Source organism: Plantibacter sp. T3 (assembly GCF_902506515.1).
Classification (GTDB): Bacteria; Actinomycetota; Actinomycetes; order Actinomycetales; family Microbacteriaceae; genus Plantibacter; species Plantibacter auratus.
The window spans coordinates 2,823,712-2,841,522 of the sequence record NZ_LR733286.1 but is presented as its reverse complement, the minus strand read 5'-3'; the positions used below and the strand labels follow the sequence as shown (position 1 = coordinate 2,841,522).

17 protein-coding genes are annotated in these 17,811 nt (G+C 68.0%); 6 read left to right on the top strand and 11 right to left on the bottom strand.

Annotation, left to right across the window (positions count from 1 at the left end; all coding sequences use genetic code 11):
* Nucleotides 1–62 precede the first annotated feature (62 nt).
* Nucleotides 63–1,244 carry a glycogen synthase gene (glgA, locus tag GV015_RS13515; protein ID WP_159878843.1) on the bottom strand — a complete coding sequence of 394 codons (1,182 nt, stop codon included), beginning with the start codon at nt 1,242–1,244 and terminating at the stop codon, nt 63–65.
* Between the two features lie 45 nt (nt 1,245–1,289).
* Here glgA and GV015_RS13510 point away from each other — a divergent pair, with 45 nt between their 5' ends.
* Nucleotides 1,290–2,534, top strand: coding sequence for a glucose-1-phosphate adenylyltransferase (locus GV015_RS13510; RefSeq protein ID WP_064296946.1), 1,245 nt, complete (start codon nt 1,290–1,292; stop codon nt 2,532–2,534).
* Nucleotides 2,531–3,226 carry a phosphoserine phosphatase SerB gene (serB, locus tag GV015_RS13505; protein ID WP_159878841.1) on the top strand — a complete coding sequence of 232 codons (696 nt, stop codon included), beginning with the start codon at nt 2,531–2,533 and terminating at the stop codon, nt 3,224–3,226. Before GV015_RS13510 ends, serB begins: the two co-directional genes overlap by 4 nt.
* Nucleotides 3,227–3,284: 58 nt before the next feature.
* On the opposite strand, the gene fabG is transcribed toward serB, so the two are convergent.
* Nucleotides 3,285–3,995: a 3-oxoacyl-ACP reductase FabG gene (gene fabG / locus GV015_RS13500; RefSeq protein WP_079705970.1), complete on the bottom strand. Its 711-nt coding sequence runs from the start codon at nt 3,993–3,995 to the stop codon at nt 3,285–3,287.
* Nucleotides 3,996–4,156: 161 nt separating this feature from the next.
* Here fabG and GV015_RS13495 point away from each other — a divergent pair, with 161 nt between their 5' ends.
* Genes GV015_RS13495 through GV015_RS13485 form a run of 3 tightly spaced genes read left to right on the top strand, consistent with a single transcriptional unit; the run spans nt 4,157 to nt 5,531 of the window.
* On the top strand, nt 4,157–4,465 hold the full coding sequence (locus tag GV015_RS13495; protein ID WP_086473255.1) for a DUF3099 domain-containing protein: 309 nt from the start codon (nt 4,157–4,159) through the stop codon (nt 4,463–4,465).
* Nucleotides 4,462–4,686, top strand: coding sequence for a hypothetical protein (locus GV015_RS13490; protein ID WP_159878839.1), 225 nt, complete (start codon nt 4,462–4,464; stop codon nt 4,684–4,686). Before GV015_RS13495 ends, GV015_RS13490 begins: the two co-directional genes overlap by 4 nt.
* The gene (locus tag GV015_RS13485) at nt 4,683–5,531 is read left to right on the top strand and encodes an SURF1 family protein (protein WP_085510918.1); all 849 of its coding nucleotides are present in this window, start codon (nt 4,683–4,685) and stop codon (nt 5,529–5,531) included. Before GV015_RS13490 ends, GV015_RS13485 begins: the two co-directional genes overlap by 4 nt.
* A 79-nt stretch (nt 5,532–5,610) precedes the next feature.
* Here GV015_RS13485 and abc-f read toward each other — a convergent pair whose 3' ends face one another.
* The 7 genes from abc-f to sufB all read right to left on the bottom strand — a co-directional run bounded on the left by abc-f (nt 5,611) and on the right by sufB (nt 12,678).
* Entirely contained in the window at nt 5,611–7,209 is a 1,599-nt protein-coding gene (gene abc-f / locus GV015_RS13480) for a ribosomal protection-like ABC-F family protein (RefSeq protein WP_056005615.1), read from the bottom strand.
* 120 nt (nt 7,210–7,329) lie between these two features.
* The gene (locus tag GV015_RS13475) at nt 7,330–8,496 is read right to left on the bottom strand and encodes a MalY/PatB family protein (RefSeq protein ID WP_159878837.1); all 1,167 of its coding nucleotides are present in this window, start codon (nt 8,494–8,496) and stop codon (nt 7,330–7,332) included.
* Between the two features lie 93 nt (nt 8,497–8,589).
* On the bottom strand, nt 8,590–8,919 hold the full coding sequence (locus GV015_RS13470; RefSeq protein ID WP_056005622.1) for a metal-sulfur cluster assembly factor: 330 nt from the start codon (nt 8,917–8,919) through the stop codon (nt 8,590–8,592).
* 28 nt (nt 8,920–8,947) lie between these two features.
* Nucleotides 8,948–9,724, bottom strand: coding sequence for a Fe-S cluster assembly ATPase SufC (gene sufC / locus GV015_RS13465; protein WP_064296938.1), 777 nt, complete (start codon nt 9,722–9,724; stop codon nt 8,948–8,950).
* Nucleotides 9,725–9,728: 4 nt separating this feature from the next.
* Entirely contained in the window at nt 9,729–10,052 is a 324-nt protein-coding gene (locus tag GV015_RS13460; RefSeq protein ID WP_064296937.1) for a non-heme iron oxygenase ferredoxin subunit, read from the bottom strand.
* Nucleotides 10,052–11,260: a Fe-S cluster assembly protein SufD gene (sufD, locus tag GV015_RS13455; RefSeq protein WP_159878835.1), complete on the bottom strand. Its 1,209-nt coding sequence runs from the start codon at nt 11,258–11,260 to the stop codon at nt 10,052–10,054. The genes GV015_RS13460 and sufD overlap by 1 nt, the downstream gene beginning before the upstream one ends.
* Nucleotides 11,260–12,678, bottom strand: coding sequence for a Fe-S cluster assembly protein SufB (gene sufB / locus GV015_RS13450; protein WP_079705963.1), 1,419 nt, complete (start codon nt 12,676–12,678; stop codon nt 11,260–11,262). The genes sufD and sufB overlap by 1 nt, the downstream gene beginning before the upstream one ends.
* A gap of 308 nt (nt 12,679–12,986) precedes the next feature.
* On the opposite strand from sufB, the gene GV015_RS13445 reads away from it, so the two are divergent.
* Nucleotides 12,987–13,958 (top strand): COX15/CtaA family protein, encoded by a 972-nt coding sequence (locus GV015_RS13445; RefSeq protein WP_371416584.1) that lies wholly within the window; start codon nt 12,987–12,989, stop codon nt 13,956–13,958.
* Between the two features lie 67 nt (nt 13,959–14,025).
* On the opposite strand, the gene GV015_RS13440 is transcribed toward GV015_RS13445, so the two are convergent.
* Complete coding sequence (locus GV015_RS13440; protein WP_159878831.1) at nt 14,026–16,575, bottom strand: RNA helicase; 2,550 nt, start codon at nt 16,573–16,575, stop codon at nt 14,026–14,028.
* Nucleotides 16,576–16,579: 4 nt separating this feature from the next.
* A complete protein-coding gene (locus tag GV015_RS13435) occupies nt 16,580–17,500 on the bottom strand; it encodes a heme o synthase (RefSeq protein ID WP_064296933.1) in 921 nt (306 codons plus the stop codon).
* Nucleotides 17,501–17,811: the final 311 nt, after the last annotated feature.

The following is a 17,811-nucleotide window of genomic DNA, read 5'->3' as shown; positions in this document are numbered from 1 at the left end:
GTCCTAGCCTATCCGCCAAGACTCGTCGCGCGTCGCCGTCCTCCGAGGTGTCCGCAGGTGGTTCAGACCAGGCTGCGGTAGAGCTCCGCCGTCTGGGTGGCGATGCGCGACCAGCTGAAGTCGGACTCCGCGCGTCGGCGACCAGCGGCCCCGTAGGCCCTCGCCTGGGCGGGATCCTGGACGACCTCGGTGAGGGTCGCGGCGAGGTCGGCGACGAAACGCTCCGGGTCGAGCGGGGTGCCGGTGCCGTCGGACGCCTGCGCGAGCGGGACGATCCTGCCGGTCACACCGTCCTGCACGACTTCCGGGATACCACCGGTCCCCGTCCCGACCACGGCGGCACCGCAGGCCATCGCCTCGAGGTTGACGATGCCGAGCGGCTCGTAGATCGACGGGCACACGAAGGTCGTGGCGGCGGTGAGGACGGTGCACAGCTCGTGACGCGGGAGCAGTCGTTCGATCCACACGACCCCGGTGCGCTCGCGCTGCAGCTCCTCGACGAGCCCCTTGACCTCGGCGAGGATCTCGGGGGTGTCGGGAGCGCCGGCGCACAGGATGAGCTGCACGTCGGGTGGCAGCAATCGGGCCGCGCGGAGCAGGTACGGCAGCCCCTTCTGACGGGTGATCCGACCGACGAAGACGACGGAGGGACGGGACGGGTCGATGCTGAGGGACCGCAGCAGCTCGTCGTCCACGCGTGGCTGCCAGTCGGTCAGGTCGATGCCGTTGTAGATGACCTGCACCTTGGCCGGGTCGAGGCTCGGGTACGACCGCAGTATGTCGCGACGCATGCCGTCGCTGACCGCCACGACGGCCGCGGCGCCTTCGTAGGCGGACTGCTCGATCCAGCTGGACACGCGGTACCCACCGCCGAGCTGCTCGGCCTTCCACGGGCGGAGCGGCTCCAGACTGTGCGCGGTCACGACGTGCGGGATGCCGTGCAGCAGCGACGCGAGGTGACCGGCGCCGTTCGCGTACCAGGTGTGCGAGTGCACGAGGTCGGCCCCGGCGACGTCCTGGGCGATCAGGAGGTCCGTCCCGAGTGTCGTGAGGGCGCCGTTCGCCCCCTCGAGCTCGGCCGGGACGCCGTACGCGACGGTGTCGGCTTCGTCGCGTGGCGCGCCGAAGCAGCGCACGGTCACGTCGATGTCGCTGCGGAGGGATTTCACCAGCTCCGACACGTGGACGCCTGCGCCGCCGTAGATCTCCGGCGGGTACTCCTTTGTCACAAGATCAACTCGCATGTCTAGACGCTAGTACAGGTCTCGTCCGGCATCTATTGTGAAGCCATGGCCGCCTCAAAGAAGATCTTCGGAATCGTCCTCGCTGGTGGGGAAGGGAAGCGGTTGATGCCGCTGACCGCAGACCGCGCGAAACCGGCCGTACCGTTCGGCGGGCAGTACCGCCTGATCGATTTCGCGCTGTCGAACCTCATCAACTCCGGACTCACCCAGATCGTCGTCCTCACCCAGTACAAGTCCCACAGCCTCGACCGCCACGTCTCGCAGACCTGGCGGTTGTCCGGCCTGCTCGACTCCTATGTCGCGTCCGTGCCGGCGCAGCAGCGTCTCGGGAAGCGCTGGTTCAGCGGATCCGCCGACGCGATCCTGCAGAGCCTCAACCTGATCCGCGACGAGAAGCCCGACATCGTCGTGGTCGTCGGCGCCGACCACGTCTACCGCATGGACTTCGCGCAGATGATCGAGGCGCACATCGCCTCGGGCAAGAAGGCGACGGTCGCCGCGATCCGTCAGCCCATCTCCCTCGCCGACCAGTTCGGCGTCATCGACGTCGACGCGGACGACCCGACGACCATCGCCCGCTTCCTCGAGAAGCCGCTCGACGCGCCGGGCCTGCCCGACTCCCCCGGTGAAGTGCTCGCCTCGATGGGCAACTACGTCTTCGACGCCGACGCACTCATGCAGGCGGTCATCGACGACGGCGAGGTGACGAGCTCGAACCACGACATGGGTGGCGACATCGTCCCGTACTTCGTCGACCGCGGTGAGGCCGGCGTCTACGACCTCCAACGGAACGACGTGCCCGGCTCGACGGATCGCGATCGCTACTACTGGCGCGACGTGGGGACGATCGAGTCGTTCTACGAGGCCCACCAGGACCTCATCTCGACGCTCCCGATCTTCAACCTGTACAACCGCGACTGGCCGATCTTCAGTTCGCAGCTGAACTCGCCGCCGGCGAAGTTCGTGCGGGACGCGAAGGGCAACCTCGGCCAGACCATCGACTCGATCGTCTCCCTCGGTTCGCTGCTGTCCGGTGCCCACATCGAGCGCAGTGTCCTCGGGCCATGGGCGCTCGTGGAATCCGGCGCCCACGTCTCCGACTCGGTCGTGTTCGACAAGGTCCACATCGAACCGGACGCCGTCGTCAAGCGGGCTATCCTGGACAAGGATGTGGTGGTCACCTCCGGCGCGAGCGTCGGTGTCGACCACGACCGTGACCGCGCTCGCGGTTTCACCGTCACCGAATCCGGTCTCACCGTGGTTGGCAAGGGAGTACGCGTCGTTCCATGAGTACCGAGCGTTCGGCAGTGGCGGATCCCGAGGCAGCACTCCCCCCACAGGCCGGACGAGGCGTCCGGTTCCTCGCGGTCCTCGACGCCGACTCGACGCTCATCCAGAACGAGGTGATCGAGCTGCTCGCCGAGGAGGTCGGCAGCCTTCCTGAGGTCGCCGCCATCACCGAGCGCGCCATGCGCGGTGACCTCGACTTCGCCGACAGCCTCCGGGCCCGGGTCGCGACGCTCGCGGGCCTGCCCGTCGACCGGATCCCGGTGATCGCCGAACGGATCCGGACGACGGTCGGCCTGGAGACGCTGATCGGTCGGCTGCATGCGCACGGGTCGCGAATCGGTGTCGTGTCGGGCGGGTTCCATGAACTGCTCGACCCGCTCGCCGAGGTACTCGGCCTCGACCATGTGCGGGCGAACCGCCTCGAGACCGCCGACGGTCGGTTGACGGGAGGCCTCAGCGGTCCCATCATCGACGCGGCGGCGAAGGCGGCCGCACTGCAGGAGTGGGCCGATGAGGACGGCGTGCCGTTGGGACGGACGATCGCGATCGGCGACGGAGCCAACGACCTCGAGATGATGGCCGTCGCCGGGCTCTCGGTCGCGTTCAACGCGAAGCCGATCGTCCGCCGCCATGCCGACCTCGTCGCCGGGCGGGTCGACCTCGCCGGCGTCCTCCCGCTCCTCGGGCTCTGATCCGCGCGTCGGGGTCAGCGCCCGAGGTCGGGTTCTGCTCGGTGCGGTGCTGCCCGGGTCAGTGACCCATGCCGAGGCCGCCGTCGACCGGGATGACGGCGCCGGAGATGTAGCCCGCGTCGTCACCGGCGATCCACGTGACGACCTTCGCGACCTCGTTCGCACTCGCGAAACGCGCTGCCGGGATGCTCTTCTTGTACTCGGCCTGGGTCTCGGCGGGCAGTTCGGCGGTCATGTCGGTCTCGATGAACCCCGGGGCGATCACGTTCGCCGTGATCCCACGTGCACCGAGCTCGCGAGTGATGGACCGCGCCATGCCGATGAGGCCGCTCTTCGAGGCCGCGTAGTTGACCTGTCCGGCGGACCCGTAGAGGCCCACGACGCTGGAGATGAGCACGATGCGCCCGAAGCGTGCCTTGAGCATGCCTTTGGACGCACGCTTGACGACGCGGAAGGACCCGCCGAGGTTCGTGTCGACCACCTGGTCGAAGTCGTCTTCGCTCATCCGCATGAGCAGGGTGTCCTTCGTGATGCCCGCGTTCGCGACGAGCACCTCGACCGGCCCGAGCTCCGACTCGATCTCGGTGAACGCCGCGTCGACGGAGGCTGCGTCGGTGACGTCCGCGCGGACCGTCAACGTGCCCGCGGGGCCCTCGCCGGATCGTGCGGTGACGGCGACGCGGTGACCCTGCGCGACGAACTCCTCGGCGATGGCGAAGCCGATCCCCCGGTTGCCTCCGGTGACGAGTACGGTGCGTGGTGCGGTCATGGTCGATTCCTCTCCTGCGGCGATACCGGCCGACTCGTGCGGCGGCCGTCGGGGCGCGCGGCGTTCCGGCCGCGGACCCGTACCAGCATATGGGGGTCCTCCAGTTCTCCCGGTGATTTGGGGGCTTCGCCCACCCGCCGAGCGCGTAGGCTGGTCACGGCATGAAGCAGCAGAGCATCACCTCCCTCCCACCGGCTCCCGAACAAGAGCGCCGGCAGCGGCTCATCAAGTACTCGATCACCATGGGTGTCCGGTTGCTTTGCCTCGCTGCGCTCCCGTTCGTCCAGGGCGGTTGGATGTTCGCGGTCGCAGCCGGTGCCATCTTCCTGCCGTACGTCGCCGTCATCATCGCGAACGCCGGGTCGCTGCCGTCGCAGGGGGCCATCGAGCGCCCCACCGGTGTCGTCGTGTCCCAGCGGCCGATCATCGTCGACGACTCGGTTCCGCCTCGTCCGGCCGACCAGGCATGATCGGGTTCGGTGCCGAGCCCGACGGCGTGATCTGCTCCCGGGCCGGCTGCCGCGCGGCGGCGAGCTGGCGGATCGAGTGGCGCAATCCGAAGATCCACGCGGTGGACCGCGTGAAGGTCTGGACCGCCTGCGACGAACACGTCGACTTCTTGGAAGCCTTCCTCGAAGCCCGCTCCTTCCCGCTCGAGCGGCGTCCGCTGGCGTCGGCGGTCGGCTCATGAGCGCGGGTTGGCGGTTCGCCTTCAGCCGCCGTTGGCTCGGCTACCTCGGCGTCGCGATCGTGTTCGCGATCGTGTGCGTCCTCCTCTCCAACTGGCAGCTCGCCCGCGCGAGCGAGAAGGAGGAGGAGGTCCAGCGCATCGAGACCAATTGGGACGCGACCCCGATCCCGCTCGACGAAGCGCTGCCGTCGCTGGACTCCTTCAGCGTGGCCGACGAATGGCACCCGGTGTCGATGAGTGGCACCTACCTGCCTGACGAACAGCTGCTGGTCCGGAACCGTCCCCGGAACAACCAGGCGGGCTTCAACGTCCTCACGCCGCTCCGACTTGCCAACGGAGACGTGTTCATCGTCGACCGTGGCTGGGTCGCTGCGAACGATTCACTCGAAGCACCCGAGTCGGTCCCGGCCCCTCCGAGCGGTGAGGTCTCGGTCGTCGTCCGCATCCGACCCGGCGAACCGACGCTCCCGGGCCGCGGGGCCGCCGACGGCCAGGTGGCCACGATCAACCTCCCGCAGATCGCCGAACTCCGCGGCGAGACGCTCTACTCCGGTGCGTACGGCATGCTCCTCTCGGAGAGCCCGGCGCCTGCCGAGGCGGCACCGCTCGGTCCGATCAAGCCCGAGCCGAACGAGGGGATGCACCTCTCGTACGCGCTGCAATGGGTGGTCTTCGCGCTGATGGGCTTCATCTTCCTCGCCTATGCCATCCGTCAGGAGTACCGCATCCTGAACTCCGACGACCCGAAGGAGCAGCGGCGTGCGGCTGCGCGCGCCGAACGGCTCGCCGCGAAGGCACGGTCCGACGCCGACATCGAGGATGAGATCCTCGAAGCGAGTCGCTGACCCGACCGCCCGAGCCGTCGACGGACGGGGCGCGCCCGGCCCGTGATGCTCACGGGCCGGGCGCGCTGGCCCGCTGGCGCTAGGCCAGGCTGACGAGGTCCTGGTAGTCCTTGTTCCAGTGGTCCTCGACGCCGTCGGGCAGGATGAGCACCCGCTCGGGGTTGAGCGCCTCGACGGCGCCCTCATCGTGACTCACGAGCACGACGGCACCCTCGTAGTGGGCGAGCGCGTCGAGGATCTCCAGACGGCTGGCCGGGTCGAGGTTGTTGGTCGGTTCGTCGAGGAGGAGCATGTTCGCGCCCGAGACGACGATCATCGCGAGAGCGAGTCTCGTCTTCTCGCCACCGGACAGCACGCCCGCGAGCTTGTTGGAGTCGTCGCCGGTGAACAGGAACGAGCCGAGGACCTTGCGCGCTTCCATCTCGGTGATGTTCGGCGACGAGGAGACCATGTTCTCGAGCACGCTGCGCTTCACGTCGATCGTCTCGTGCTCCTGCGCGTAGTAGCCGATCCGCAGGCCGTGCCCGGGCTCGAGCTGCCCGGTGTCGGGCTGGTCCACTCCGGCGAGGATCCGCAGCAGGGTCGTCTTGCCCGCGCCGTTGAATCCGAGGATGACGACCTTCGAGCCACGGTCGATCGCGAGGTCGACGGCCGTGAAGATCTCGAGCGAGCCGTAGCTCTTCGACAGGTTGCTCGCCATGAGCGGCGTCCGGCCACAGGGCGCCGGGGTCGGGAACCGCAGCTTGGCCACGCGGTCTTGCGCGCGGACCTCTTCGAGCCCGGAGAGCATCCGTTCGGCGCGAGCCACCATCTGGTGGGCTGCGGCCGCCTTGCTGGCCTTCGCACCGAACTTGGCCGCCTGGAGCTGGAGCGCCGTCGCCTTCTTCTCGACGTTGGTGCGCTCCTTCTTCCGGCGCTCCTCGTCGGCCTCGCGCTGACGCTGGTAGTTCTTCCAGTTCATGTTGTAGATGTCGATGACGGTGCGGTTCGCATCGAGGTAGAAGACCCGGTTGACGGTCTCGCCGACGAGCTCGATGTCGTGCGAGATCACGATGAACCCGCCCTTGTACTGCTTGAGGAACTCACGCAGCCAGACGACGGAGTCGGCGTCGAGGTGGTTGGTCGGCTCGTCGAGGATGAGCGTCTCGGCGTCGGAGAACAGGATGCGCGCGAGTTCGATGCGGCGGCGCTGTCCACCCGAGAGCGTCTTCAGCTGCTGATCGAGGATGCGGTCGGGCAGGTTCAGATTCGACGCGATCGAGGCCGCCTCGGCCTCTGCGGCGTACCCGCCGAGCGCGTTGAACCGGTCGGTGAGGTTGCCGTACTTCTTCATGGCGGCTTCCGCCACCTTCGGGTCGTCGCTCGCCATGGCCATGCTCGACTCGTGCATGCCGAGCGCGAGCTGGCCGAGACCGCGCGCATCGAGGATGCGGGTGCGGGCGAGGTCCTCCGGGTTGCCGGAGCGCGGGTCCTGCGGCAGGTAACCGATCTCGCCACCGCGATCGATCTTGCCGTTCGTCGGGAGGGTCTCCCCCGCGAGCGTCTTGGTCAGGGTCGTCTTCCCGGCACCGTTGCGGCCGACGAGGCCGATCTTGTCGCCGGCGGACACGCGGAAGTTCACGTGCTCCATGAGCACGCGTGCCCCCACGCGGATCTCGAGGTCGTGCACACTCAGCACAGGCATAGTCCATTTCTTCGGGTGCGTTTCGACAACGCGGAGGGTGGGGGTCAGCCTCCCAGTATAAATCGTGAATCCGATGCTCAGCACCGCGGCCGTTCCGGTGCGGCCGGACAGCAGTCAACGCAGGGCGGAGATCCGTCCGACCGCCTCGGTGAGGAGCTCGGGTGAGCAGGCCAGGTTGAGTCGTGCATGGCCGACGCCGCCGGGCCCGAACGGGGCTCCCTCCTGCAGGGCCACGCGCGCCTCGCGCAGGATGCGCCGCGCCGGGGGTTCGGTCCAACCGAGCGCGGTGCAGTCCAGCCAGGCGAGGTACCCGGCGGCAGGCGGTCGGTAGCCGACCTCGGGCAGCTCGGCGCCCAGCAGCTCACCGAGCAGCCGCCGGTTGCCGTCGAGCAACCCGAGGAGCCCGTCCAACCAGGGCTCTCCGGCCTCGAAGGCGGCGACCGAAGCCAGCACACCGAACTGGCCCGTCCGCCAGAACACCTCGACCGGCATCCCAGCGACCACGCTCCGCGGCCCGGGGCCGGCGGTGACCATCACCGCGCACTTCAGGCCGGCGAGGTTCCAGGCCTTGCTCGCCGACAGGACGGCGTACCCGTGTTCGGCGGCCTCGTCGGACACGCTGAGATAGGGGACGAACCGCTCGCCCGGCTGGGTGAGTGGAGCGTGGATCTCATCGCTCACGACGGCGACTCCGTACCGCGCGGCCAGTGCGGCGACCGAGCGGAGTTCGTCGACAGTGTGCGGCCGACCGATCGGGTTGTGCGGGTTGCAGAGCAGGAACGCCTTCGCGCCGTTGCGGAAGGCGGCTTCGAGACCGTCCAGGTCGAGCCGCCAGCCTCCGGCGGGATCGTCGGCGCGGCTGGACCCGAGCAAGGGGACGTCCACCACGACTCCCCCGGCCTCGCTGACGAGGTCGAAGAACGGCGGGTAGACCGGCGAGGTGATCACGACGCCCTCGCCGGGCGAGATGACGCGCCGCAGGATCTCGACGATGCCCATGCTGACGTCGGCGGTGGTGAACACGGAGCCGGGATCCACGTCCCATCCCCATCGTCGCGCTGCGAAGCCGGCGAACGCCTGTGGGAGCCGTGTGCGGCTCGCGACATACCCGGCGTCACCGCGGTCGATCGCCGCGTGCAGGGCATCGCGGATCACGGGTGCCAGCGGGACGTCCATCTCGGCCACGAACATGGGCAGGACGTCGTCGGGGTACTCGGCCCACTTCTCGCTCGTCCGGCTGCGGAGGACGTCGAGGGGGTCAGCGGACACGATCTCGGTCATCTCTCGACCTTATCCGGGATCAGCCGGGCGACGCTGCCGGGAACAGGACGACGGACGGCTGCAACGCAGCCGTCCGTCGTCGTGGAGGTTCGATCAGATCGAGAAGCCGAGGGCACGCATCATGTCGCGCCCGTCGTCCGTGATGCGCTCCGGGCCCCACGGCGGCATCCACACCCAGTTGATGCGGAAGGCGTCGACGATGCCGTCGAGTGCTTGACCCGTCTGCTCCTCGAGGACGTCCGTGAGCGGACATCCGGCGGAGGTCAGGGTCATGTGGATGATGAGCGCGTCGTTCTCGTCATCCCAACCCAGGTCGTAGATGAGACCGAGGTCGACCACGTTCACCCCGAGCTCGGGGTCCATGACGTCCTTGAGCGCCTCTTCGACCTCGTCGAATCGTTGCGGACTGAGCGTTGTTACCATGTCGTTATCTTAGACCGCTCACGCGGCTTCAGGCACCTTCCGGGGCGACGACGGCATCGACGAGGAAACGGTCGTAGCCTTCGTTCTCGAGTCGGTCGGCGAGCTCTGGACCGCCCTGCTCAGCGATCTTGCCGGCGACGAAGACGTGCACGAAGTCCGGCTTGATGTAGCGCAGGATGCGCGTGTAGTGCGTGATCAGCAGGACGCCGAGGCCCGTGTTCTCCTTGGCGCGGTTGACGCCCTCGGACACGATCTTGAGGGCGTCGACGTCGAGGCCGGAGTCGGTCTCGTCGAGGACTGCGAACTGCGGCTTCAGCAGCTCGAGCTGGAGGATCTCGTGACGCTTCTTCTCGCCACCGGAGAAGCCCTCGTTGACGTTGCGCTCGGCGAAGGCAGGCTCCATGCGCAGGTTCTTCATCGACTCGCGGACGTCCTTGATCCAGCCGCGGATCGCGGGCGCCTCGCCGTCGACGGCGGTCTTCGCCGTGCGGAGGAAGTTCGTGACCGTGACGCCGGGGATCTCGACCGGGTACTGCATCGCGAGGAAGAGTCCGGCACGGGCGCGCTCGTCGACGCTCATCGCGAGGACGTCCTCGCCGTCCAGCGTGATGGATCCGCTGTCGACGGTGTACTTCGGGTGGCCGGCGATCGTGTACGCGAGCGTGGACTTGCCCGAACCGTTCGGACCCATGATCGCGTGCGTTTCGCCCGTGCGGATGGTGAGGTCGACGCCACGCAGGATCGGCTTGGTGCCCTGCTCGGTTTCGACGCTGACGTGCAGGTCGCGGATTTCGAGGACTGACATGGTGCTAGATCTCTTTCGTTGCGGTCGGGTCGATGTAGATGTCACCGTCGATGAGCTCGACGGTGTAGACGGGGACCGGCTCGTAGGCCGGAAGGGTGAGCGGCTTGCCCGTCGTGAGCGAGAACTGCGAGCCGTGTGCCCAGCATTCGAGGTTGCCGTCCTCGACGAAGCCTTCGGACAGCGAGATGTCGCCGTGGGTGCAGACGTCGCCGATCGCGAACAGTTCGTCCGACGCGTCGCGCACGAGGGCGATCGGCACGCCGTCCACCACGACCCGCTTGGCCTGGTTGACGGCGAGCTCGTCGAACGAGCACACCTTCGTCGCCATCAGTGCTGCGCTCCGCCGGTGCCCTGTCCGTCGGCGCCGAGCAGTTCGGCCTCGATGGCCGCCGAGAGGCGCTCCTGCAGCTCGGTGTCACCGATCTGCTGGATGATCTCCACGAGGAAGCCGCGGACGACGAGTCGTCGTGCCTCGTCCTCAGGGATGCCTCGAGCCTGCAGGTAGAAGAGCTGCTCGTCGTCGAAGCGTCCGGTCGCGCTCGCGTGACCGGCACCGGCGATGTCGCCGGTCTCGATCTCGAGGTTCGGCACCGAGTCGGCACGGGTGCCGTCGGAGAGGACCAGGTTGCGGTTCTGCTCGTAGCTGTCGGTGCCGACGGCACGGTTGCTGATGAGGACGTCGCCGATCCACACGGACCGCGCACCCTCGCCCTGCAGTGCGCCCTTGTAGGTCACGCGCCCGCGGGTGTTCGGTGCGTCGTGGTGCATGTAGACCTGCTGCTCGAGGTGCTGACCCGCGTCGGAGAAGTACACGCCGAGCGAGTCGAGGTCCGAGCCCTGACCGGCGAGGTGCAGGGTCGGGTTCACCCGGACGAGCTTGCCGCCGAGCGACACCACGACGTGCTTGAGGTGGGCGTCGCGACCGATGGACGCGAAGTGGCTGGCGAGGTGCACGGCGGCGTCGTCCCACCACTGCACGGTCACGACGGTCACGTCGGCCTGTTCGCCGACGACGATCTCGACGTTCTCGGTGAGGCGGGCGTCGCCCGCGTTCTCGATGATGATGAGGCCACGGCTGAACGGCGCGGCGGTGATGACGGTGTGCGCAGCGCGGGCGCCGTCGCCGAGCCCGCTCCGCTCGAGGCGCAGGGTCTTAGGCTCCTCGCCCGTGACCGAGATCGCCAGTGCCTGGTCGAAGCTCGACCAGGCGTTCGCGGAGGCGCGCTCCTCCGGCACGCCGGCGGAGCCGACGCGGGCGTCGTCGCGACTGATCCACTCGACGCTGAAACCGTCGACGTCGTCGTGCGTGATCGGGGTGGGTGAGCCGTCGAGCTCCCCCGCGGTGAGGTCGGTGAACTGCGCGACCGGGCTGAGCTTCCAGACCGCCTCGCGTCCCGTCACCGCTGGGAAGTCGGCGACATCATAGGAGCTGAAGCGCTCCGATCGGGTCTGCACCGGGATGACGCGTCCTGCGCCGTCGCTGTGTGCCGTGATGCCGTGCTGTCCTTCGGTCTGAGTCGGTGCTGCAGTCGTCATTAACCGACGGATCCTTCCATGCCCATCTCGATGAGCTTGTTGAGTTCGAGTGCGTACTCCATGGGCAGTTCGCGGGCGATCGGCTCGATGAAGCCGCGGACGATCATCGCCATGGCCTCGTCTTCCGGCATGCCGCGGCTCATGAGGTAGAAGAGCTGCTCCTCGCTGACCTTGGACACCGTCGCCTCGTGTCCGAGCTGGACGTCGTCCACACGGATGTCGATCGCCGGGTACGTGTCACTGCGGGAGATGGTGTCGACCAGGAGCGCGTCGCAGCGCACGGTGTTGGCCGAGTGATGGGCGTTGGCGTCCACCCGGACCTCGCCGCGGTATCCCGCGCGTCCGCCGCCTCGGGCGATCGACTTGGAGACGATGGACGACTGCGTGTACGGAGCCATGTGGATCATCTTCGCGCCGGCGTCCTGGTGCTGGCCGGGACCGGCGAACGCGACGGACAGGGTCTCGCCCTTGGCGTGCTCGCCCATGAGGTAGATGGACGGGTACTTCATCGTGACCTTGGATCCGATGTTGCCGTCGATCCACTCCATGGTCGCGCCTTCGGCGGCCGTAGCGCGCTTCGTGACCAGGTTGTAGACGTTGTTCGACCAGTTCTGGATCGTCGTGTAGCGGACGCGGGCGTTCTTCTTGACGATGATCTCGACGACCGCGGAGTGCAGCGAGTCCGACTTGTAGATCGGCGCGGTGCAACCCTCGATGTAGTGCACGTAGCTGCCCTCGTCGGCGATGATCAGCGTGCGCTCGAACTGGCCCATGTTCTCGGTGTTGATCCGGAAGTAGGCCTGCAGCGGGATCTCGACGTGCACGCCGGGCGGCACGTAGACGAAGGAGCCACCCGACCACACGGCGGTGTTCAGCGCGGCGAACTTGTTGTCGCCGGACGGGATGACCGTGCCGAAGTACTCCTCGAAGAACTCGGGGTGCTCGCGCAACGCCGTGTCGGTGTCCATGAAGATGACACCCTGCGCCTCGAGCTCCTCGTTGATCTGGTGGTAGACCACCTCGGACTCGTACTGCGCGGCGACGCCGGAGACGAGGCGCTGGCGCTCCGCCTCGGGGATGCCGAGCTTCTCGTAGGTGTTCTTGATGTCGTCCGGCAGGTCCTCCCAGGTCTGAGCCTGCTTCTCGGTGGACCGGACGAAGTACTTGATGTTCTCGAAGTCGATCTCGGAGAGGTCGGCACCCCATGTTGGCATGGGCTTGCGCTCGAACAGCTGCAGGGCCTTGAGGCGGCGCTGCAGCATCCAGTCCGGTTCGTTCTTCAGTGCGGAGATGTCGGCCACGACCTCGGTGGAGATGCCGCGGCGCGCTGAAGCGCCGGCGACGTCGCCGTCGTGCCATCCGAACTCGTATTGGCCGAGTCCGGCGAGCTCCGGGCGATCGATCAGGATGTCTGACATGTGTCCCTCTTTCCTCCCTGGAGACAACCACCGGCTGGAGGTCGTCATTCCCTCCCATGGCACGCGCCTGATCGGAGCGGATTGGGGAGGGGATGTGCGGGCGGCTTCTTCGCGAACCTACAATGTTCATGAACCATGGCGCTTCTCGCGCGCACCGTGAACCTCATAATCCTACAGCTTCCTGTGGGTTGTGGGTGAGGACGGTGGATACGGCAGCCGTGGCCACCGCGAACCGAAGGATCGACCCCGTGTCACACCACTCCAAGACCGCCGGTCGACCGACGCCGGCACCGTCCCTTCCCGACCGGGTGCGGGCCACCCGGTTCTGGCAGTGGTTGCCGACGACGATCGACAAGCGCGTGCGGGTCGTCGCCTGGCTCTCGTTCGCCTTCCAGCTCGTCCTCATCGGGACCGGGGGCGCCGTGCGTCTGACGGCCTCCGGGCTCGGGTGCCCGACATGGCCGCGCTGCACGGACGACTCCTTCGTCAACACGCCGGAGATGGGCATCCACGGGTTCATCGAGTTCGGCAACCGACTCCTGACCTTCGTCCTCGCGGCCATCGTCATCGCCGCGTTCCTCGCGGTGATCCGCATGCGTCGGCAGCGCCCCGACCTCTTCCGACTGACCCTGCTCCAGGGCCTGTCGATCCCCGCGCAGGCGGTCCTCGGCGGCATCACCGTCCTCACCGGGCTGAACCCGTACGTGGTCGGGCTGCACTTCGTCATCTCGATCGTCCTCGTCGCCCTCGCGACGATGCTCGTCCATCGGGTCTACCGCGGCCCCCGCGGTGCGGTGAAAGTCATGCCCGGCTGGTACCTCGGCGTCGTCCACCTGACGAGCCTCTTCGTCGCCGTCACCGTCGTGTTCGGCATCCTGACGACGGGCTCGGGCCCGCACGCCGGCGACAACTCGAAGGAGGTGCCGGCGCCGCGCAACGGGTTCGACCCCGAGTTCCTCCAGCACCTCCACAGCTGGCCCGCCTACGCGACGCTCGCCGGCACCATCGTGCTGCTCATCGGTGCGATCGCGCTCGGCGCCCGCCGCGGGTCGCGCGGGGTGCGCACCGCGGTCTCCACACTGCTCGCGGTCGAAGTGGTGCAGATCATCGTGGGGCTCACCCAGGCCCGCCTCGGACTCCCCGAGGTGCTCGTCGGGCTGCACATGGTGCTCGCCGGACTGCTCGTCGCCGCGATGACCTGGGTCGTGCTGCAGCAGCGGATCCCGGTCCGGACCGCGTCACGCGACGACGAGTCGGCATTCCTCAGCGTCTCCCGCTGACGACTCAGACGCTCTCCCGCTGACGGTTCAGCGGGCCTGCTGACGGCTCACTGCGCCTGCTGAGGGCTCAGAGCATCCCGACCGCGGTCACGCGGACGACCGCGGTCCCGGTCTCGTCGGAGGCGTCGAGATCGATGACCGCGCTGATCCCCCAGTCATGGTCGCCGGCTGGATCGGCGAACACCTGACGCACCCGCCAGACACCGCCCGTCTCGCCGACGGGGCGCTCGTCCTCGTCGTCGACGACCAGCAGCGCCGGGCTCCGTGCTGCAGCACCCGTCGGGAGTTCACCGTGCTCCTCGAAGTACGGATCCATGGCGTCCGCCCAGGTGTCTGCGTCGAATCCAGCCGACGCGTCGAGCTCGCCGAGCGCGTCGTAGTGCTCCAGCGACGCGAGCTGGACCCGGCGGAAGAGTTCGTTCCGGACGAGGACGGTGAACGCCCGGCGGTTGGCGAGGACGCTCCGTGGCGTGGGTGGGAGTGACCGACTCGTCTCCGCATGGCGTTCGGGGTCCGGGTGGGACAGTTCTTCCCACTCGTCGAGCAGACTCGAGTCGACCTGTCGGACGAGTTCTCCGAGCCACTCGATGAGGTCCTGGAGCTCCTCGTCCTTGAACTCGTCCGGCACGCTCTGCCGGATCGCCCGGAAGGCGTCGGAGAGGTACCTCAGAACGAGTCCCTCGGACCTCGAGAGACTGTAGAACGAGACGAACTCGCTGAAGTTCAGTGCGCGCTCGATGAAGTCGCGGACGACCGCCTTCGGGCGCAGCTCGAGGTCGAGTGCCCACGGCTGCGCGGCGGTGTAGCTCGTGAACGCCGCCTCGAGGAGTTCCGCCAGCGGTCTCGGATGGGTGACCGCCTCGAGGAGCTCCATGCGCTGGTCGTATTCGATCCCCTCGGCCTTCATCGCCTGCACGGCCTCACCCCTGGCGAGGTGCTGCTGGGCCATGACGATCTGGCGCGGATCGTCGAGCGTCGACTCGACGACCGAGATGACGTCGAGGGCGAAGCCGGGCTCCGCGGGGTCCAAGAGCTCGAACGTGGCGAGGGCGAAGGGCGACAGCGGAGCGTTGAGTGCGAAGTTCGGCTGCAGCTCGACCGTGAGGCCGACGACGACCTCACCCGTCTCGGGGTCGATCGTCTGGGTGATGACGCCTGCCGTGCGAAGGGTGCGGTAGATCTCGAGCGCGCGCCTGGCCAGGGCGAAGCGTCTCGCCCGAGGCTCGTGGTTGTCGAAGACGAGGGAGCGGATGGTGCCGAAGCTGTCGCCGCCGCGTGCGATGACGCTGAGCATCATCGCGTGGGTGAGCTGCATGTGGCTGGTCAGCGTCTCAGGCTCGGCCGCGACGAGTCGCTGGAAGCTCGGCTCCCCCCAGGACACGAACCCCTCCGGCGCCTTCTTCCGGATGATCTTCCGGCGCTTCTTCGGGTCGTCGCCGGCCTTCTCGATGAGCTTGAGGTTCTCGGTCTCGTGCTCGGGGGCCTGGACGACGACGGTGCCCGCGGTGTCGTAGCCGGCCCGACCCGCACGACCGGCGATCTGGTGGAACTCCCGGGCGTTCACCTGGCGCATCTTCGTGCCGTCGTACTTCGTGAGCGCCGTGAACAGGACCGTGCGGATCGGGACGTTGATCCCGACGCCGAGGGTGTCCGTCCCGCAGATGACGCGGAGGAGACCACGTTGGGCCAGCTGCTCCACGAGGCGTCGGTACTTCGGCAGCATGCCGGCGTGGTGCACGCCTATTCCGCTGCGGACGAGCCTGGACAGCGTCGTGCCGAACGCGGTGCTGAACCGGAAGTCGCCGATGGCGTCGGCGATCTCGTCGCGTTGCTCGCGGGTGACGACCTTGAGGCTGGTCAACGCCTGGGCCCGCTCGAGCGCCGCCGCCTGCGCGAAGTGGACGATGTAGATCGGAGCCTGTCCCGTGTGGAGGAGGTCTTCCACGGTCTCGTGGATCGGTGTGGTCGCGTAGGAGAAGTGGAGCGGCACCGGTCGTTCGACGCCGGTCACGATGGCGGTCTCACGGCCGGTCCGGCGCTCGAGGTCCCGTGCGAGGTCGCCGACGTCGCCGAGGGTCGCGGACATGAGGATGAACTGTGTGTCCGGGAGGGTGAGCAGCGGGACCTGCCACGCCCACCCGCGGTCGGGGTCGGCGTAGAAGTGGAACTCGTCCATCACGACCTGGTCGATGCCGGCGTCCTCGCCGTGCCGGAGCGCCAGGTTGGCGACGATCTCCGCGGTGCAGCAGACGATCGGCGCGTCGGCGTTCACCGAGGAGTCCCCGGTCACCATCCCGACGTTCTCCGCGCCGAACATCTCGACGAGTGCGAAGAACTTCTCGCTGACGAGCGCCTTGATCGGGGCCGTGTAGTAGCTGCGGCGACCGGAACTCAGCGCCGCGAAGTGTGCGCCGGCGGCGACGAGGCTCTTGCCGGTGCCGGTCGGGGTGGAGAGGATGACGTTGGCGCCGTCGACGATGCCGATGAGCGCCTCCTCCTGCGCCGGGTACAGGCTGAGTCCGCCGGCCTCGGCCCAGGAGACGAACCGATCGAAGACGATGTCGGGGCTCTCCCCCGTCGCAGCGATCAGCCGGCCGCGTTCCGCTGCGTCAGCCACCGGGTCAGAACGGGAGCAGCGGGTCGATGCCGACGGCGAGGAACAGGAGGGTCAGGTAGGTGATCGACCCGTGGAAGACGCGCATCGGCGAGACGTGCTCGTGGCGGATCGCGAGGTTGTAGAGGCGGTGGGTCTCGTAGACGAACCAGCCGCCGGACAGGAGGGCGACGGCACTGTACAGCAGCCCCATGTCGGCCACCGGGATGAGCAGGAGCGAGCAGACGACCGTCGCCCACGCGTACAGGATGACCTGGAGGCCGACCTGAGCGCGACCGCGGACGACGGCGAGCATCGGCACGCCGACGGCCTGGTAATCACTGCGGTACTTCATGGACAGCGGCCAGTAGTGGGGCGGCGTCCAGAGGAACACGACCGCAAAGAGGATGATCGGTGCCCACGAGAGCGAACCGGTGACGGCGGCCCAGCCGATGACGACGGGGAAGCAGCCCGCGATGCCACCCCAGATGATGTTCTGCTGGGTGCGTCGCTTCAGCCACAGCGTGTAGACGAAGACGTAGAAGAGGATCGCGCCGACGGACAGTGCGGCCGCGAGCCAGTTGGTGGTGGCGAGGAGCCAGACCGTCGAGACGACGCCGAGCGTCCATGCGAACACGAGTGCCTCACGCGGTGTGAGCTCGCCGGTGACGAGAGGGCGTTTCTTCGTGCGGTCCATGACCGCGTCGATGTCGCGGTCGATGTAGCAGTTGAACGCCGCCGCGGAGCCGGCGCTCAACGACCCGCCGATGACGGTCGCGATCACGAGCCACCAGTCGGGCAGACCGCCCTTCGCGAGGATCATGACGGGGATCGTCGTCACGAGCAGCAGTTCCATGACCCGCGGCTTGGTGAGGGCGATGTACGCCTTCGCCTTGCGTCGGAAACCGAGCTTGGGGCTCGACACACGTTCTGCTACAGCGACGTCCATTGCTCCTCTAACGTTCGGTTCACCACGCACTGCTCGCCCGGTGCGCGGTCCGCAGACGATTCTACGACACGCGCGGACGGCTCCCTACTCACGGTGCGCAGACGCGCGGTCCCTCACCGGGTCACGCCTGTCCTGCAAGCTCTGCGACGATCCGTGACGTCGCGTGTTCGCGCTCGTCGAACATCGACCCTCGACTGCAGGGGTTCGCTATGCTGGGAAGTGCTCGCCAGCCACTGTGCACGCGTGCGCCCCCCTTCACCCAGTTCGAAGAGCGGTGTCGTGTGCTCGGACGCCGAAGACGACGTGGGCCG

Bases quoted from the DNA above. Each gene is read 5' to 3' on its own strand.
- glgA (WP_159878843.1), bottom strand. From the start codon at position 1,244: ATGCGAGTTGATCTTGTGACAAAGGAGTACCCGCCGGAGATCTACGGC.
- GV015_RS13510 (WP_064296946.1), top strand. From the start codon at position 1,290: ATGGCCGCCTCAAAGAAGATCTTCGGAATCGTCCTCGCTGGTGGGGAA.
- serB (WP_159878841.1), top strand. From the start codon at position 2,531: ATGAGTACCGAGCGTTCGGCAGTGGCGGATCCCGAGGCAGCACTCCCC.
- fabG (WP_079705970.1), bottom strand. From the start codon at position 3,995: ATGACCGCACCACGCACCGTACTCGTCACCGGAGGCAACCGGGGGATC.
- GV015_RS13495 (WP_086473255.1), top strand. From the start codon at position 4,157: ATGAAGCAGCAGAGCATCACCTCCCTCCCACCGGCTCCCGAACAAGAG.
- GV015_RS13490 (WP_159878839.1), top strand. From the start codon at position 4,462: ATGATCGGGTTCGGTGCCGAGCCCGACGGCGTGATCTGCTCCCGGGCC.
- GV015_RS13485 (WP_085510918.1), top strand. From the start codon at position 4,683: ATGAGCGCGGGTTGGCGGTTCGCCTTCAGCCGCCGTTGGCTCGGCTAC.
- GV015_RS13475 (WP_159878837.1), bottom strand. From the start codon at position 8,496: ATGACCGAGATCGTGTCCGCTGACCCCCTCGACGTCCTCCGCAGCCGG.
- GV015_RS13470 (WP_056005622.1), bottom strand. From the start codon at position 8,919: ATGGTAACAACGCTCAGTCCGCAACGATTCGACGAGGTCGAAGAGGCG.
- sufC (WP_064296938.1), bottom strand. From the start codon at position 9,724: ATGTCAGTCCTCGAAATCCGCGACCTGCACGTCAGCGTCGAAACCGAG.
- GV015_RS13460 (WP_064296937.1), bottom strand. From the start codon at position 10,052: ATGGCGACGAAGGTGTGCTCGTTCGACGAGCTCGCCGTCAACCAGGCC.
- sufD (WP_159878835.1), bottom strand. From the start codon at position 11,260: ATGACGACTGCAGCACCGACTCAGACCGAAGGACAGCACGGCATCACG.
- sufB (WP_079705963.1), bottom strand. From the start codon at position 12,678: ATGTCAGACATCCTGATCGATCGCCCGGAGCTCGCCGGACTCGGCCAA.
- GV015_RS13435 (WP_064296933.1), bottom strand. From the start codon at position 17,500: ATGGACGTCGCTGTAGCAGAACGTGTGTCGAGCCCCAAGCTCGGTTTC.